The sequence below is a fragment of the Dehalococcoidia bacterium genome, assembly GCA_041649635.1.
In the GTDB taxonomy this organism is placed as follows: Bacteria; Chloroflexota; Dehalococcoidia; order E44-bin15; family E44-bin15; genus JAYEHL01.
In genome coordinates, this window is sequence record JBAZMV010000002.1 from 57,908 (window position 1) to 75,747 (window position 17,840).

11 protein-coding genes and 2 riboswitches are annotated in these 17,840 nt (G+C 50.8%); of the genes, 1 reads left to right on the forward strand and 10 read right to left on the reverse strand.

Annotated features, from left to right (window positions below; all coding sequences use genetic code 11):
- Window positions 1–8: 8 nt before the first annotated feature.
- The gene (locus WC562_04135; GenBank protein ID MFA5055348.1) at window positions 9–1,166 is read left to right on the forward strand and encodes a glycosyltransferase family 2 protein; all 1,158 of its coding nucleotides are present in this window, start codon (window positions 9–11) and stop codon (window positions 1,164–1,166) included.
- A 220-nt stretch (window positions 1,167–1,386) separates the two neighbouring features.
- Here WC562_04135 and WC562_04140 read toward each other — a convergent pair whose 3' ends face one another.
- The 10 genes from WC562_04140 to WC562_04185 form a co-directional block, all read right to left on the reverse strand.
- Window positions 1,387–3,207 carry a PAS domain S-box protein gene (locus tag WC562_04140; GenBank protein MFA5055349.1) on the reverse strand — a complete coding sequence of 607 codons (1,821 nt, stop codon included), beginning with the start codon at window positions 3,205–3,207 and terminating at the stop codon, window positions 1,387–1,389.
- Between the two features lie 433 nt (window positions 3,208–3,640).
- Entirely contained in the window at window positions 3,641–5,320 is a 1,680-nt protein-coding gene (locus WC562_04145) for a PAS domain S-box protein (protein ID MFA5055350.1), read from the reverse strand.
- 156 nt (window positions 5,321–5,476) lie between these two features.
- Window positions 5,477–6,436: a hypothetical protein gene (locus WC562_04150; GenBank protein ID MFA5055351.1), complete on the reverse strand. Its 960-nt coding sequence runs from the start codon at window positions 6,434–6,436 to the stop codon at window positions 5,477–5,479.
- Between the two features lie 20 nt (window positions 6,437–6,456).
- Window positions 6,457–7,656 carry a hypothetical protein gene (locus WC562_04155; GenBank protein ID MFA5055352.1) on the reverse strand — a complete coding sequence of 400 codons (1,200 nt, stop codon included), beginning with the start codon at window positions 7,654–7,656 and terminating at the stop codon, window positions 6,457–6,459.
- Window positions 7,657–7,859: 203 nt separating this feature from the next.
- Window positions 7,860–8,909 (reverse strand): hypothetical protein, encoded by a 1,050-nt coding sequence (locus tag WC562_04160; protein ID MFA5055353.1) that lies wholly within the window; start codon window positions 8,907–8,909, stop codon window positions 7,860–7,862.
- 212 nt (window positions 8,910–9,121) lie between these two features.
- Complete coding sequence (locus WC562_04165; GenBank protein ID MFA5055354.1) at window positions 9,122–10,942, reverse strand: glycine-rich domain-containing protein; 1,821 nt, start codon at window positions 10,940–10,942, stop codon at window positions 9,122–9,124.
- Window positions 10,943–11,102: 160 nt separating this feature from the next.
- Window positions 11,103–11,918: a hypothetical protein gene (locus WC562_04170; protein MFA5055355.1), complete on the reverse strand. Its 816-nt coding sequence runs from the start codon at window positions 11,916–11,918 to the stop codon at window positions 11,103–11,105.
- Between the two features lie 64 nt (window positions 11,919–11,982).
- Window positions 11,983–13,188: a hypothetical protein gene (locus WC562_04175; GenBank protein MFA5055356.1), complete on the reverse strand. Its 1,206-nt coding sequence runs from the start codon at window positions 13,186–13,188 to the stop codon at window positions 11,983–11,985.
- 209 nt (window positions 13,189–13,397) lie between these two features.
- The gene (locus WC562_04180) at window positions 13,398–14,387 is read right to left on the reverse strand and encodes a hypothetical protein (GenBank protein MFA5055357.1); all 990 of its coding nucleotides are present in this window, start codon (window positions 14,385–14,387) and stop codon (window positions 13,398–13,400) included.
- Window positions 14,388–14,533: 146 nt separating this feature from the next.
- Window positions 14,534–14,614, reverse strand: a riboswitch (cyclic di-GMP riboswitch).
- 54 nt (window positions 14,615–14,668) lie between these two features.
- A riboswitch (cyclic di-GMP riboswitch) is annotated at window positions 14,669–14,748 on the reverse strand.
- Window positions 14,749–14,868: 120 nt separating this feature from the next.
- Window positions 14,869–17,679: a glycine-rich domain-containing protein gene (locus WC562_04185; protein MFA5055358.1), complete on the reverse strand. Its 2,811-nt coding sequence runs from the start codon at window positions 17,677–17,679 to the stop codon at window positions 14,869–14,871.
- Window positions 17,680–17,840: the final 161 nt, after the last annotated feature.

Consider the following 17,840-nt stretch of genomic DNA (forward strand, 5'->3'; position numbering starts at 1 on the left):
AGTAGAATATGTGGAATATCTATCAGGCAGCCGTCACCATATGTCTTGCTGTTTTCATAATTAACCTCATCTTGAATCTGAGGGCTCTCCACAGGCTCGGAAAAAACGACGGCGCGCTGCCAGATCCCCTGCCTTTGATATCGGTTCTTATCCCGGCTAGAAATGAAGAAAGCAATATAAGGAATTGCCTTGAATCTTTAACGAGGCAGAATTATCCGAATTACGAAATACTGGTTCTCGATGACGGATCGTCCGACCGCACGGCTGACATAGTGCAAGAGATGTCGCAGGCCAATCCTAGGGTAAGGCTGCTGAGGGGCGCCCCGCTGCCTCAGGGATGGGCGGGTAAAACATATGCCTGCCATCAACTTTCGCTGGAGGCTAAAGGCTCCTGGCTGCTGTTCACCGACGCGGATACCATTCATGCTCCAGAGATGCTTAGCAGCGCGCTAGCTTATTCCCACAACCACGGCGTGTCTCTGCTGTCCGGATTTCCTTTACAGCATACGGTCTCTTTCGCGCAGAGGGTGGCGATACCGATGATGTATTTCTTCATATTAAGCTGTCTGCCGTTATGGTGGGTGCAGCGGTCAAAAAAACCGAGGCCGGGCGTTGCCATAGGGCAGTTCCTTTTCTTTAAGGCTGATGATTACAGGGCTATGGGCGGTCACGAGATTGTTAAGTCGAGGATTCTTGAGGACGTCTGGCTTGGTATTGAGATTGTGCGCCGGGGCAAACGCCATGGCGTGGTTGATCTTACGGGTATGATCTCATGCCGTATGTATGAAAGATTAGGTCCTTTATGGGAGGGCATGGGCAAGTGGTTCTATTCTATTACTTCGCTGTCACCGTTGATCTTCACTATAATCATAATCGCCGTATTCGGCGTTTTTATCCTGCCTTTCTTGATAGCTGTCGGCCGTGTCACACCGGGGCTCCCGGACTACGGTTTTTCGTTATTAATTGTATTACAGATATTATTCATATTTCTCATGCGAATAATCATAGACCATCGCTTTCGCCATTCGAAGCGTTATTTTCTGCTGCAACCTTTAAGCATCTCATTCTGGATAGTATGCGGCACGGCTAGTGTTATCAAGCGTTTGACGGGGAGGGGCACAAGCTGGAAACAACGCGTGTACAAGCCGGGGTCAAAGGTCGAGTGAGAATGCTTTTAATGGTTTATCAACCGATGAATATGGCCATTCAGTTCTATGAATTGCCTGTGCCATATTATCATTGTTAAACGTCACTTTTATCTGTCCATCATATAAATGAAGGACAGATCGGCGGAACGATACTTCTTTAACTCTGTCCATGGTATTCTTATATCTTACTGGTTGCGGGTAGATCATTTCACGCTCTAATTTTACGGCGACAATGTTCTTAAGCATGGAGAGTTGTCGCCTTTCCTGTTTTATTAATCTGTGTCACTTCTCTGAAATAAACGACGGTAGCTATTTTGTCATGATGCTTCAGTGTAGCCGCGCTTATGAGGACGGGGATCATAGACCCGTCTTTGTATATGATGTATGTTTCATAATATGATATGGTTGGAATGCCTTTCTGTCTGTTCCTGTATCGTTCAAGAACAATCAAAAAATCATCGGGCGGCATGAATGTGCTCAGCGGTTTCGATAGTATTTCTTCTTTTGTATAGCCTGTTATTTGTATAGCGCCGTCGTTCGCGAAGACGATCAACGCTTCCTGATCTTCAGTGCTTTGCAGTATTACCATGCCGATACCGGCTTTGCTGGAGGCCTCAACCAGCGCCCTATGCCGTTCTTCTGATTCACATAGCGCTTCTTCCATCCGTTTGCGTTCGGTAACGTCGTTTACAAAATTGAGCGTGGCAGGCTGGCCCTCCCAGTCAATTGCCACCGTGTTCATCTGAGCCCACCTGATTTCACCCGATTTCTTGATAAAACGGAAATAGTTTTCATCAGGCACTTTATTTCCCTTCACCCTTTTGGTGTGTCTGCTAAGAATCTGTTCTATGTCATCAGGGTGGATCAGATCTGTCAAAGGCTTCATATGCAATTCATCTTTTGAGTAGCCGGTAATCTCTGCGGCCTTAGGATTGCATAGTTTAAGTATGGAGTCCTGTGCGATACAGATAGCTTCGTTTGCGTGCTCAAATAAGGCCTTGTATTTCTCTTCGCTTTGCCTGAGCGAACCTTCGATAAGACTGGCTTCCTCTTCCAGTTCGATATTGTGCAGCGCCGAGCTCAGGTATTCTGCGACCTCACGAAGGAAGCCGTGCTCTTCCATGTTATTAACTATATTGACGGGAACTGAAGCTACAATGACCCCATAAGCCGTGTTATATTTGAAGCTGACGCTCATGCATCCTTTGCCGTAATAGAGCATAGACAATGGACATTCGCAGCAGTCCATGAGAGGATTATTCGTTACGGATATTGCTTCATGGTTTAGTGAGGGCTTAATACACTTCGGCGGTTTGCCGGTGCTGCACTGATTGACGATTGATTTGAATTCATTTCCTATTCCGGCTTTAGCACTGGCTATAAGGCTGCCCTTTTCATTGAATAAAACAGCCCATGCGTTATGATATTTCCGCACATGAAGGAGTTGATCGCAGGCTTTTTCCAGCATAAGTTCGCGATTCTTCTTAGCGCTGGATGAAATATTAGCGCTTCTTATGGATTGCAGTACGGACTTAAGCTGCTCCGCTTTCTGGTCCGTAAGTTTTTTCGAGGTGATATCCCTGGCGATGACAAATATTTCAGACTTCCCTTTTACACTGACAGGGACTCCAACGACTTCGAAGAAGATTGTAGCTCCGGATTTTGACAGGCCTTCTATCTCATAGGGTGCTATAGGTTTGGCGCGGGTTTGCTTATCAAGTGAAGCTTCAACTACAGGAATGGAGCGTTTTGATACCAGCAGTGAGTCGACGATGTTCTTGCCGACAAGTTCATCGCGTGAATAACCGGTGATTTCTTCCGTCTTCTTATTTACGTATTGAATTAAGCCGCCCAGTGAGTAAGAAATGATAGGGTCAGGGAAATTCTCAATGAACAGATTGAAGCGCTCTTCATTTTGAAGAAGAGCAGTGATTTGTTCGAGTTTCTCAGCCTCGGAAGCTTTGCATTCAGCAAGCTGGCGATGAGCGGATTCAAGTTCTTTATAAAGTTGTTCTTTATCCTTGTTCTCCATCTCAATACACTCAAACAGATGTGCCACAGCCGATTCGGCGATTTCAAGAAGTTCGCGTAATAATGGTCAACCATTTTAGTAAACTAATGATATAATAAAACATAATATATTATAATAGAATATAAAGTATCTGTCAATGGTTTATTAATCATATGTAGCTATTCACCGGTCTCTCTGTGAACACACGTATATATCCTTTTGCCTGCTGTTATCATGTTAATCGTGGTTTATCACTATACTAGATAGCGTTTTTTGACAGCTTATTTGTATCGATATTATATGTGACTATAGTGAGATATAATATGACCCTATAGGATAGCTATTCTATAGTAATCCTTGAGATATGTCAAGGAAATATTACGAAATACAAGAATATTATATTGTTTTACGCCTGAAGGTTAAAAATAAGGAGTTGCTTGTAGTATCTGGGGGCTGTTGTTGGGGGTGATGCAAGATATCTTCAGCGGCTGATATCTCTAATGATAGCCATGAATCCCGCGTGCTCTCCGTTGCTGTCATGCAACAGGGTGGCGCTAATCTCGACAGGACATATATCGCCGGCCTTATTGGCAATATCATACCGGAGATTAACATTGCGTTGTTCTTTATAAATCTTTTTAATATCGTCTGCTAACCTTTTTTGATCTTTTCCCGCGATGAATTTCAGGCCGTCCTTTCCTATCACAGAATCTCTTTCATACCCGAACATTTTGAGAGCGGCATCATTGACCTCTATAATCCGCGCTTTCATATCTGTGGCGATTATCCCCACGTCCATTGAATCAAAAATGAACCGCAGCTTGTCTTCAGAGGATCTCAGTTCATCTGCAGCGAGTTTTCGCTCGGCGATCTCCGACTGAAGTCGCTGGTTGGTTGCAGTGAGCTCTTTGGTACGCTGTTCTATCAGTTTTTCCAGTTGATGGCGATGCTCGTCAAGTTCTTTTTCCATACGTTTGCGTTCGGTGACGTCGCGCGCTATGCCTACAACCTCGGAAGAGCCCTGCTTGGCGATAGGGAAAACGGTTACTTCTATTAGAACACGGCGTCCGCTCTTATTGATAAGTTCAACCTCCTGCGGCCCGCCCGGTATCCCTCTGAACTGCTTCAATTTTTCCGCTACTAACTGGATATATTCTTCCGATATGATTCCCATATCGAAGATATTCTTTCCCATGAATTCTATCTTGGAATAACCGGTAAGCTCTTCAGCTTTCCTGTTGCCGTATATCATGTTGCCTTCACTATCGTAGATAAAAATAGCATCGGGAGCGTTCTCTACTATGGCCTGGAGCCTCTCTTCACTGCTTTTGAGATTAGACTCTATTTTCTTTCTGCTGGTGATGTCCCTGACAACTCCGATAAAACCTTTAGGATCGCCTTCTTCGTCCCTTAACAGCGCGGAGCTGATTTCGGCATCGAATTTCTTGCCGTCAACAGCCCAGAGCGTGTATTCGACCTTGTCCAGCACATCTTTTCTGAGCAGTGTCTCGAACATGTCCTGTTGGAATCGCTGCTGATCTTTCTGCACGATGAACTCAAAGGCGTTCTGTCCGATTATCTCCTGCTTGCGGGTGTATCCCGCCTTCTGCAGAGTAGCGTTGTTGACTTCAACTATCCTGCCCTCGATGTCCGTTACTATTATTCCGTCCGATATTGAGTCTACTATGAACCGGAGCTTCTCCTCCGACATCTGAAGCGCCGCTTTATACGATTTATCGTTGCTTGTATCGAAAAATATACCCCTGATGCCTGTAACCTGGTCATCATCGTCAATTATCCGGTTAAAATGTATCGTCATGGGGAAGGTCGAACCGTCCGATCTTTGAGCGGTGTATTCTTCCAGACCCGGCGTTTCTGCCTTGTTTTCCTCATCGAGCAGTTTGCTTATCGACGATTTCATCCTGTCCGCCTCATCGTCCGCCACGATATTCAGTATATTAACGCCGCTTTTCAGGTCGCTCTGGGTATAACCTAACATTCTTAAGGTCATACGGTTTGCATAGGTGATGTTTCCGTTTGTATCGGCCTCAAAGACCGTATTTGTGATCGATTCCAGCAGATGGCGGATCTTATTTTCGCTGGCCGCGCTTTTTCGTCCCTTTTTGATATTCGATCTGGCATTTTTGTTTGTCTTCGGCATCACGCACCCCACATTTATCCGAGATTGCTAAACCTCTGTTACGATAATAACTGCCGGAATCTCGGAGTCACTATATTATACAATACTGATTCATTAAATATTACCGAACATGACGTTGCGGGGAGAATCGGTTTATCTATTGCGTATTAGTCATGCTTATAGCTTGGGCTCTTCCTCCGCAGCAGGGCTGTTTCTAAGACGCCATCTGAGCAAGACATATATGAAGAATATGAAGGATGCCGCGGGCAGAATAAGCACCAGATATATCCAGTCGCCGTGTGTTGCGGAAGGGGCTGGCGCCGGCTGCGGCGTGGGTTCGGTTGCTTGCAGAGGCGCCGCGATGAGAGCGTATGTGCTGAGGTGATTGGTCGAGCAGATTACGGAAGATGTTTCTGTATCCCAAAGGCTGGGAAGGGCCTCCCATTCATCGGGGGCGCCGTTCATCCTGTAAATCTGCAGCGTTAATTCCTCAGGCGATTTGGGCAGTTCCGAGTCATTGTAGGTGAACCCGATCTCAACCGGCGCCGAGAAACCGGTCCCGTGTGGCGAGAATTCGTAGACGTATACGAAGTAATGCTCGTCCGGAAGCGACAACGGAGGGGCCTTCAAAGTCGGGTCGATTGCGGTAATGTTTATCACCGACAGCGGTTCGCCGAAGGCGTTATACACGAAAGTGTCTTTATATATTGTCATGGTAATCTTGCCGTCTTCAGAAGCGGCGGTGATGTCGCCGAGCACCTTGCCGGTGACGGTCCGCAGACCGATTGTCTTCTGTTCCATGATATTTATGATGAATTGCAGTGATATTGACGGCTGGCTGCTCCCGCTGCTGCTTGTGGCTGTAGGCGTTGGGGTTGAGGTAGCCGTAGGCGTGGCGGTAGCAGACGGTTCAGGGGTTGGTGTCGAAGGCGTGACTGTAGGTGTGGGAGGCGCAGACGTAGGAGTTGGGTATGCGGTCGGTGCAGGCGTAGGCGTAGGAGTAGGTGTGGACGTGCCGGACACGTTGAAGCTGCCTGTAGCGGCGTGCATCTCGTTTTGAGCGGCGCTGATATACGCCATCGAGATACTTGCCGCCAGGCAGAGAGCGATTGTCCATATTACGAATACCCTCACCATAGCGGCCTCGCTATACGGTTTTATTCCCTTCTTATACGCCTCTTCTTAGTTCTGGCTTTAGCTTTGCTGTGTTTTGCCTTACGGCTTCTATATATCATGTAGAAAGCGATGCATAAAAGTATAACAACCGAGCAGACTATGCCTATTATCAGCGGGATATTTGAGTTGTCATCTTTACCCGCGGTTCCGCCATTGTCATCAACTTCGAATGTCATTTCCGGTGAGGAGGTATAAAGAACGCCGTCCACGAACAGCTGGAGCGTGAAGCTGTACAGCCCGTTTCCGCTGTAAGGGAGATAGTCTATTGATCCGCTAGCCCTGCCTATAACAAGCGTCGGGATCGTAGAGTGGTTCTTCTGCTCAACCGTGTTCCCGTCCAGTGTAACAAGCAGTTTTATAGCCACGTTGTCCACAGGTTCATATACGTTTCTGACCGTGTAGTAGATATTGATATAGCCCAGATTACCGTCATTATCGTAGTAGGGCAGGAGGCCGGGATTCTCAAAGTATATAGTGCCTGCCGTCAATTTTATGGTTTTATTCTCATCGGTCGCTATATCAAACGTCTCTTCATCGAGCAGCTGGCCGCCGACATAGGCTTGCGCCAGGAAAGTGCCGGGGGCCACGATCGCGTTAAGTGATGACGCGCTGGTATCGTATGCGACTTCCTGATACCTGCCTTCGATAAGTTTAAATAAGCGCAGTTCGGCGATTACGGGAGTATCGTCAGGGCTGACCGCAAGCAGCGTTACACTGGCGGATTCTCCTATAATGGTCAAGCCGGCTGTCTGCATGATCTCAGGCAGGAGTTGTACGCCGCCCGGGTTTGTAATGTATGGTGTGGCTATAATTGATATCGTGTAGTTGCCGGCGGCAGCGTCTTCCGTAGTTTGTACTTCTATGGAGATGGCTTGACTTTCGCCCGGGTCGAGGGTGAAATCAGTATCAGAGAGATTTATATTGACGCCGACCGGTGTTGCGCAAGTCATCTGGATGCCTATATTGGTTTCATATTCGCTGATGACGGTAACGAAAATCTCGGAAGAGCTTACCGAAGAGCCGCTGGGGATCACGTATTTCTGTCCGGCAAATGTTCCGGACATGGCTACTCCTTCGTCAGCCAGCGCTGCTGTGGAAAGCAAGAATACCGACGAAAGCATAATCATTGACATTATAAGAGCGCATAAGGCGATTATTCCCCGCGGCGATCCAAGCTTCATGATTATCCCTCCATACCTTTAAAAGTGAATCTATAATATATTGGATGATGTAAGAATTCAACAATGTTACGTAGAATAGACGTTGTATTTTAAACCTCCTCAAGCTATCCTCATCTTCTTTATCAGTGATTACCAGCTACTCGTGGCAAGGGGGCGACTATGCGCCCCCTTTGCTGTTCTCAGTTCCAAGATACCGATTAACTTCAACTGTTCGTTATTGTATATGTTATGGTTCCAGAGTAGGTTCCATATACGAAGCCAGAGGCTCCCAGTATACAGTCCATGTACATATCAGTATCGGTTGTACCTTCACTGGTTGCAGCATCCGTCGCGGTTCTGCTGACAGCGCCAAGATCTGTTATGTTGGCGGTCTCCGTAGTTACATATTGTGGCGTAGTCGGATGACCGCTGCCGTCACCGGCATTGTCCTGTGTTAGAGAGAAGTAACCATCTCCGGGCGTACCGTCAGCATCGAGTGTTGCACTGCTTCCGCCGTTGGTCCATGTTGAACTGGATTTCGCGCCGAGGGCAAATGTATCGTTAGATATAGCCACCAGAGTGACATAATGTTCCGCCGGCGTCTGGATCGCTGCCGTACCTCCCACGGCTATATCGCCGAAGGCTATGGTTGCGGAGCTCAGCGAAAGCGCGGAATATGCGCCCATGGATTTGCTGTAGATAGTGGTGCTGGCTGTACCGGCCTGGGCATCTGTGACAGTTACTTTTATGTCCCATTCAGCCGCGGTTCCGTCTGATTCCTGCGCCAGCTTGCCTACTGTGAAGTACAGGTTCCATTCACCCGACGTGGCGCCCATGTCTGCGGGAGTATCGCAGCTCTCGGTTGTTATGCTCCACGTAGTTGTAGCAACGCCGTTCTCCATACTCCAGGTTGGTGTATCAACCCACTTGTAGATGGCTTCATGGTCGGCGTCCCATGTCCCGCCGGGCGCTCCATCGTCGCCGGCATCGTCGTCGCGGAAGATCCATATGTCTATCTGGGTGATATCTGCCAGTGTGTTTGCGTCGCCGGCGACGATTTGCACGACATATGCCGTTTGTGGCGTCATGGAGCCGGTCTCAGTGGCTTTATCGGACTGTTGCAGCGTAATCGACGTTATCGTCGGGGCGGCGTTGGTACATGAGAAGGAACCGGTCGCGCCGCTGTCGGCAGCGTATGCGATCGAAGGCGTAAGACCTATAAGCAGAGTTACTATCGCAGCTATATATAAAATTTTATTAATACATGCTTTCATTTTAACTCTACCCCCTTTCCTTAGATTTTCGGTATCAATATTCGTAATTGCTTTCATAAACGGCCTCCATTTTTACCGTGTGCCGACGTTCCTTTCTTACGCTGCGCCCATATTATAATAGAAAATAATATTATTGTCAATATATTTTAAGCAATTTTATACAATATTGCGGCTGAAAAGAAGTTAATTATGGATAAACCGGTGAGGCTTTCTCAATCGTTTGTAATCGTGAAGGTGATTGTGCCTGAATAGGTGAGAACCTTTAATCCTGAGGCTCCCAGTATACAGTCCATATATATGTTGGTGTTGCTGGTGGATTCGCTGGCGCTTGCTGCAGTGGATGTTCGCGTGTCTGTTCCGTGACCTGTTATGGTTGCGGTTGACGTGGTTACATATTGTGGTGTGGACGGATGCCCGCTGCCATCGCCGGCGTCATCCTGGGTCAAAGAGAAGTAGCCTGCCCCTGGGGAGCCGTCCGTGTCAAGCGTTGCGTTATTCCCCCCGTTGGTCCATGGAGAGCTGGATTTTGAGCCGAGCGCGAAGGTATCGTTAGATATCGCGATAAGCGTGACATAATGCTCCGCCGGCGTCTGGATCGCAGCGGTTCCGCCCAGGGCGATGGAGCCGAAGCTTATGGTAGAGCTGCTGAGTGAAAGTGAGGAATACGCGCCCATCGATTTGCTGTATATGGTGCTGCTGACGGTGTTGGAGACGGAGTCCGTGACAGTGACCTTGATATCCCATTCAGCGGAGGTTCCGTCTGCTTCCTGCGCCAGCTTGCCCACGGTGAAGTAAAGGTTCCATTCTCCCGACGTGGCTGCCATGTTGCCCGGCGTATCGCAGTTGCCGGTCGTGATGCTCCACGTGGTAGTAGCCGAGCTGTTTTGCATGCTCCAGGTGCTTCCCGACTTAGTCCACCTGTAGATGGCCTCATGGTCCGCGTCCCAGGTTTCGCCAGGCGCACCGTCGTCACCTGCATTGTCATCCCGGAAAATCCATATATCTAACTGGTTTATGTCGTCGATAGTATCTGCATCACCGGCCACTATCTCAACGTTGTACGATGTTTGAGGGGTCATGGAGCTGGTGGAGGTAGACTTATCCGATTGCTGAAGTGTTACCGATGTTATAGTAGGCGCATCGTTTGTTACGTATTTTATTATCACTACGCCTGAGCCGCCTGAGCCTCCGTTTCTGATAGTGCCTGTACAATAAGCACCTCCGCCTCCGCCTCCGCTATTAGCGACTGTTACGCTATTACCGTTTCCGTTGCCGCTAGCGCCACTAGCTCCTCCTCCTGTTCCGCCGGAACCACCTGTGGAATGGTCTCCTCCTCCTCCTCCTCCTCCGAACCAGCCATTGGCCCCTACACTAGTGCCGAATATATCACCATAGTAAACCCCAACTCCTCCATTGCCGCCTTGAGTTGTGCTGCCTTCGGCTCCAACTGCGCCAGCGCCACCTCCTCCCCCGGCGGCATAATGAAGACCTATGAGCTGATAGAAACTTCGTCCGCCACTATTTCCCTGCCCTGATGTGCCGCTTCCTCCGTTGTACTCTATCGTAGTGCGTAAGCCACCACCGCCACCGGACCCTCCATTTAGTCCCGTTTGAGTTCCACCTCCCCCACCGCCGTATGCAGTTATTGTGCCAAATACGCTGTTTCCGCCGGTATCACCGGCATCAGTACTGGATCCGCCTGAAGCTACGCCAGCAACGGTGACCGTGATATCTGTGTCAGGGGTTACAGCATAATTGGAATTGTAGATCACACCACCACCACCACCACCACCTGCGGCGTAGAGCGCGATGCCAGCGCCAGCACCGCCGCCACCACCACCGACTACCAGCACTTGAACTGAGGTAACACCATCCGGGACATGCCATGTGGTGCTAGAGGTGAATACAGTCTGCGTTGTCCCTGCTTGGACTGGTTTGGGTGAGATGGTTTGAGGCAGCAGGGCAGATAAGAAAGAGGCGATTAGTATAAGCGCCGCCAGGATCGATATTACCGATGTCCTCTTAGCTGCCATGTCCGTTTCCCGTTAAATCTGAATTCAACAATTATATAGATATCTTCCGGATAATGAAAGACGTCATGAGAACTAGTGTTGATAAATAATTATATTTTATTAAGTAATTTTAGCATAAAAACTGGTTACAGTCAATGTCGAGCTAGAGGCGGCAATCTTGTTATAAATCGGAGTCAACGGTAGCCGGGCTCATGCGCCTGCGTCTGATGACGGCGTAGATGAGGAGCGCCAGCACCGCGGCGGGCAGCAGCAGCGTGAGGAATATCAGGTTGCCGGTTCCCGGCGGCAAGAACAGTATAGCCGAACCGCCGTGCCCTTTGGTCGGCTGGGCCGCGGCGGTCAGAGCGAACGTGCCGAGGGCGCCGATGGAGATAGTCACCATGTTGTCGTCCATATTCAAAGTGGATGGGATCTCATACCACTCATGCAATTCGTTGAGAGAGTACGTGATGAAACTAAGTTCGTCAGGCGACTTCGGCAGCTCGGAAGGGGAGTAGAAAATAAAGATATTTATCGGCTGCGAGAAGGTTGCGCCGTCGGGCCAGAACTCATATGTGCCCAGCACATAATCACCGTCCGGTAACGTTGAATCCGGAGCCTTCATGTGGGGATTGGTCAGTATAAGGGATATCTCCGAGAGCGGGTTGCCGTCGGCATCGTAGGCGTACGTGCCGGCCGGGATGAACAGGGCTATGCTGCCGTCCGGCGATACGGCATAGATGTCCTGGAGTATCTTGCCTTCCGCGGTGCGCAGCCACTGCGTCTGATGCCCGAAGATATCTATAGTCAACTGCACCGATATCGAGGGCTGACTGCCCTCGTGGCTGCCGCCGCTGCCGGAGGGGGTAGAGGTTGGCTCGGGCGTTGATGTTGGCTCAGGGGTGGGCGTCGGTTCGGGAGTGGCCGTCGCTTCAGGTATAGTGAAACTGGACGGAGCAGCCTGCGTCTCGTTATTGGTGACGCCGATAGACAGCATCGAGATGATCGCTGCCAGGCATAGCGCCGGTATTAATATTGTGCAAACCTTTCTCAGAACGACCTCACTGCTGCGGCTTGCTCTCCTCTTTGCCCTTCTTCTTGCTCTGTGGCTGAGGAGCCTTTGCCTTGCGTTTCTTCAATATCATGTAAAGCGCGACGGCAAAAACGACAACTATCGCGCAGACTATGCCGATTATCAGCGGCGTGTTCGAGCCGCCGACGGAGGCATCGCCGGTCACGTCCAGCTGTTTCTCCGTCGAATAGGTATATACTTCGTCGCCTATCTTAAGTATCAGCTTGAAACTGTAATCGCCGGATTTCCATCCTTCAAGAGGCGTGTATTCCCAAACGCCGTTCACTCCGTCCAGGGTCAGCCTGTTGGGCGGGGCGATGGTCTTCTGCTCAAGAGGTTCACCGTCGAGCGTGACATCAAGCAGTATCGACGCATCATCGACCTCTTCATATACGTTCTTGACCGTATATTGTATCTCTACATATGCCAGATTCCCGGTGTCCGAGTTGAAATATTCCAGCACGGCGAAGTGATAGAAATAGATCGTCTCCACCGTAAGGGAGATGGTTTTCGTTTCCCCGGCCGCTATGTCGAAGCTCTCCTCATCCAGCAGTTTGCCGCCGACATAGCCTTCCGCTACATAGCTTCCCGGAGACACCGTGGCGTTTAATAATCCTGTGTCGCTGTAGGCAAACTCGACCTTGCTGCTGCCGATGACTTTAAATAATCTTATCCTGGCGGGGACCGGGATCCCGTCCGGGCTGACCGTCTGCACGGAAACCGTCCCCGATTCGCCGGTGACCGTGAGGCTGGCCGTTTGCCTTACCGAGCCGAGAAGCTGTATTCCCTCGACGCCTGTTGTGTATGCCTCCGCTGTGATGCTGACCTCGTATTCACCGGGGACCGCATCCGTAGTAACGTCGATGCTGACTATGCTGACGGTCTTGTGACTGTCGGGGGCCAGTTCGAAGCTCGATTCGGAGAAAACAAGGCTTACGCCCGTGGGGCACTGGCCGGTCAGATTTATGCCTATGCTTTCATCGTCGTTGTTGAACACCACTATATTCACATTCGACGCTTCAACAGAGGAGCCCTGTGGTATCTCAAAGGTCTTGCTGGAGAAGGTGCCGGAGAGCGCAATTCCTCCGCCATCGGCCGCTGCGGAATAGCCTGGTACAGCTACCGCCGCGAAGCAAGCCATGGTGCATACGGCGAGCCATAAAGCGATTGTCTTATAGAATCGAGATATCTTCACTTTACAATGCCTCCGAGATATATTTCCTGCTTGGAATATACCTCAGGATGGTTTGTTTATCAATAGCATGAATTACGGGAGCACTATTTACGATTATATGAATACCTGTTGCCACGTTACCTGTAATTAAAAAACAGTTCTTTTATAAGCCAACAGAGGGGCGAGATCAAACTCGCCCCTCTGTATCAAACCTTATTTAGGTTCCTTTCTTAGTATGTACCCTGCGCTATCTGATAGTAGATAGCACCGGCGTAGGTGTCGGAAGCAAACGTTGCGTTGAGCTTGAGCCAAACGCTGTTGGTAATTACGGAGTCGCCCACTTCCTCGGTTAAGCTGCCGGTGTCGTCGATCGCTGTATAGGTGTCGGCGACTGTTACGGCGCTGACCAGGTCAGTGTTATCGTCAGCTCGCAGAGCGAACTCGTTAGCATTTAACGCATCCGCTGTCAGTGTTGCTGTGGATGCATTGCCCGCCCAGGTGGCTGTAGAAGCGACCTGCTCGTCATAGGCGCCGTTGCAGATGTAGGTTACGGAGATGTCTGCTATCTCGCTGGGAGCGCCTTCGGCGAAGTCCATACCGGGAGTTACCTCGCCCCAGTGGACGCCTGCTGTGTTGATCGTGACCGACCCGTACCAGGCCATCTCCAGGTCTTCCGTATAAGAGGTGACCGGGGTGGTGCTTCCGTCATCAACCACTAAGAAGATATGCCACTCGGCGTCGCCGCTTGTGCTTTCCTGAGCAACAGGGCTGGGGATGTAGGAAAGAACGAAGTCGCCCGAGGTTGAGCCCAGGTCCGGTGTAACGCAGTTAGCTGTGTCTATTTCCCACATGGTTCCGGTTGGCTCTATGGTCCAGCCGCCTTCCGGTGTCCAGGTCAGGATTACAAAGGTATGTACGTCAGCGCTCTCGTTACCAGTTGGCTCGGCGTAAACGCCGTCGGCATCGTAGTATAGATAGACGGTTATGCTCTCGATATCGGCAAGCGTGTTCGCGTCGGAAACCGAGAAGTTGATGGTGTTTGGTACATCAGGGATGATGGTGTCTTCACCGGTCGTGATTTCTCCTACTATCTCGGGCTGCGAGCTGCCGCAGGAGAAGGAGCTGGGTACCTCAGCCGCGAAAGCTACGCCGGGCGTCAGAGCCATGGCCAGCGACAGAACGGCAATGATTGAAAATACTGCCTTAAGCTTCAAATTCATTTCACCTCCTTTCGCTGTTAATTTGATTGAATTCCTGTTTAAAGTTGTCTTCACTACTAGAACCTCCTTTCAGGTTTCTATTTTGATTAATATTGCCTCTTTTACTTTCTGCTAAAAAATTCGAGCCGCCGAGAATCGCTTCGATCTCTGGCAGCTCAGCTGTCTCCGTTTACTGGAGACCTGTGGCTTTGCGTCCCCCGATCGCTCGGGGTTTACCTTTGTCCGGACCGTTCATCTATTGAATTTTCTATAAAAAAAGAGTTGTCGGCAATTACTCCTCTGTCGGCAACCCAGCTGTCTCCACTACCAGAGACCTGTGGCTTTGCGTCCCCCGATCGCTCGGGGTTTACCTTTATCTAATTCACTTATTGTCTATAATTAATCTAATCTAAAATTTAGGCAGAAGTCAAGTATTTTAATCAAATTTCTAAAAACATCACCTTATTGATAAATTAATCCAAAATAGCATACCTTTATACAATTACTGGGATATCTGGTAAAAAATCGTGCCGCTGAAAGTAGCGTCCGCCATGGGTATTCCAAGGCTGAGCCATAGGCTGTTGAATACTTCAAAGTTGCCGCTCTCCGGCGTTATCGTCCCGATGTCAAATGTCTGGTATAAGCCTGAGACTGTAACCGCTGAATCGAGGTTCTCGTCATCGTTTGCCTTCAGAGAAAATTCATTAGCGCCCGGTGTGCCTGACGGGTTCAGTGCCGCGCTTCCGGAAGGGTTCCCGATCCATAAAGTGGATGCGGCTATTTGCTGGCTGTACGCGCCATTTGATATGTAAGTTATCGAGATGTCGCCCCGGCGGCTGGATGCATCCGTGAAATCGATACCCGGCTCCACAAAGCCCCAGTGAACACCGGTGCTATTTACGATAACCGCGCCGTACCAGGCCATCGTCAGGTTCTGCCTGGTCCCTGTGGCGGTGTTGAAAACGCTGTCCGTTGCCTTAACATGTATGTGCCATCGGGCAGGGTCAGTTGTTTGGGCCGCAACCTTGCCCGGCTTGAAATGAAATTCGAACGTACCGCTGGTCTCGGTCAGTTCGGGCTGGACACAATTCGGTGTTTCGATAGTCCACGTGGTGTCGCTTGCCGGAGATATCGTCCAGGCAGGTGATCCTCCCTTTGTCCACGTGAGTATGGCGCAGTATTGAGTATTTCCTGATGTCGGCACTTCACCTGCGCTGTAAGAGCCGTCTGCGTCATAATAAACATTAGCTGTTACCGTGCTCAAATCATTCAGCGTATCGCCGTCGGTTATGGCTATCTTGATATTGAATTCCACCTGCGGTATGAGAGCGTCCGTTTCATAAGGGGAGCCTTCGGTGGCCCATAACTCTATCGTGTCGATGACGGGCTGCGGTACGGGTGTTGGTGTTGATGTCGGGGTAGCGGTAGGTGTCGCAGTCGGCGTCGGTGTGGGTGTAGGTGTCGGTGTAGCTGTAGGTGTCGCAGTCGGAGTCGGCGTTGCGGTAGCTGTAGGTGTCGCAGTCGGAGTCGGCGTTGCAGTAGATGTAGGTGTCGCGGTAGGCGTCGGTGTATAAGTTGGCGTGGGTGTGGGGCCGGTGCATATATATTTAATTATGACGATGCCGCATCCGCCCTCTCCGCCGCTGAACGCGTCGCCGTTGGAAGAGCCTGTCGCTCCGCCTCCGCCGCCGCCGAGGCCGTTTGTCCCGGGGTTGCCGGCGCCGCGAGTGGGAGGGGCTGATCCGCCGCCGCCGGCGCCGTCTGCGCCCCCAGTGGCTTCGTATCCACCACCACCACCACCACCAGCATAGGTAATCCATGTCCCTGTTATGGCACTGGCAGTACCTGACCCGCCGGCACCGCCGACGCCATAAGCAGCGCCGTTGGCTCCTGCCGTAGACGCTCCGCCGCCGCCGCCGGCGCTATATCCTGATGAGGCGCCGTTGCCGCCTTTATTGCCCTGTGAAGGGCTGGTTGCCGGTGTGTTACCTGCGCCGCCGACCCCGTAAGAGTTGTACCGTCCTCCGCCTCCGGAACCGCCGGCAAGGCCGTCGTCATCGGGGGTTGGGCTGGAAGCCCCGCCGCCTCCGCCTGCGGCAGTTATCGTTGCGAATGACGAATCACCGCCGTTGCCGCCATCGATAGTATGCACACCTGCGGAACCGCCTGTGCCCACCACTACTGTGTAAGGCTGTAACGGAGTCACCGGATATGTTCCTGTTCTGAATCCTCCGGCGCCGCCGCCTCCCGCACCTGCGAAAGCGCTCCCGCCGTTTTCGCCTTCACCGTATCCGCCGATACCGCCTCCACCGCCTCCACCTCCGACTACTAGATACTGAATTTCGGTTGCACACGCAGGAGGTGTGAATGTGTACGAGCCCGGTGTGTCGTAAGCTACTACCACCTCGGTTCCCTGATATCTGATAATGACAACACCGCATCCGCCATTGCCGCCGTTTCTAATATATAAATCATCCGCTCCGCCTCCGCCTCCGCCACCGGTAAATGACTGAGCAGAGGCGCCGCTGCTGTCGCCGCCCCCGTTTCCGCCTCCCCCTATGCCGCCTATTCCACCGCCGTTGTCGTAGTGAGGAGTGCCGCCCCCTCCGCCGCCGCCGAACCAGCCGCCGTCTCCTACGTCTGTGCCGAATATGTCGCCGTAATATACGCCGTCTCCGCCATTGCCGCCTTCTCTAGGATAGCCATCCGCTCCTTTTGCTGAGGCACCGCCGCCGCCGCCGGCTGCATTATCCCAGGAACTAAAAATGCTGCTGTAGTAGCTCTTTCCGCCGTTGTTGCCCTGTCCCGTGGTACCACTGCCGCCGCTGTAACTCGATAATCTGGTTGCGCCTCCGCCGCCTGAACCGCCTGTGCTGCCTGTACCCCTTCCTATAAACGCAAAGCCTCCTCCTCCTCCTCCTCCTCCAACCGCCGTCAGCGCACCGAATGAGCTGTCTCCCCCTTTTGTTCCCTGATTATTATCGCTGCCGGAACCGCCGGCGCCGCCGGCACCTACGGTGATTTTGATTGCCTGACCGGGGGTTACACTATAGCCGGACATATATAATACTCCGCCGGCACCGCCTCCGCCGCCGCAGTAGTTGTCGATGGCGCTGCCTCCTCCCCCTCCTCCTCCGGCAACCACCAGCACTTCCACTGATGTGACTCCCGCGGGCACGGTCCATGTGGTGCTTGAAGTGAGAACCTTTTGTATAGTATCTGCCCGGACAGTATGAGGTGATATGGCTTGAGGCAGCACGGAGACAATTAACGAAGCTGCCAGCGCGAACGCTGTCAGGATCGACGTTGTCATGAATCTCTTAGTTGTCATCGTATCGATTATAACCTTACTCTCACAGCTTACCCGGCTGTATTTGTGATGTGGTTATTTTATACCTGTGATTCTATTATATGGGGTAAAAATTACAGAATCAATCCCATTTAAATTTCATACTATTTTAAGCGATATTAGTA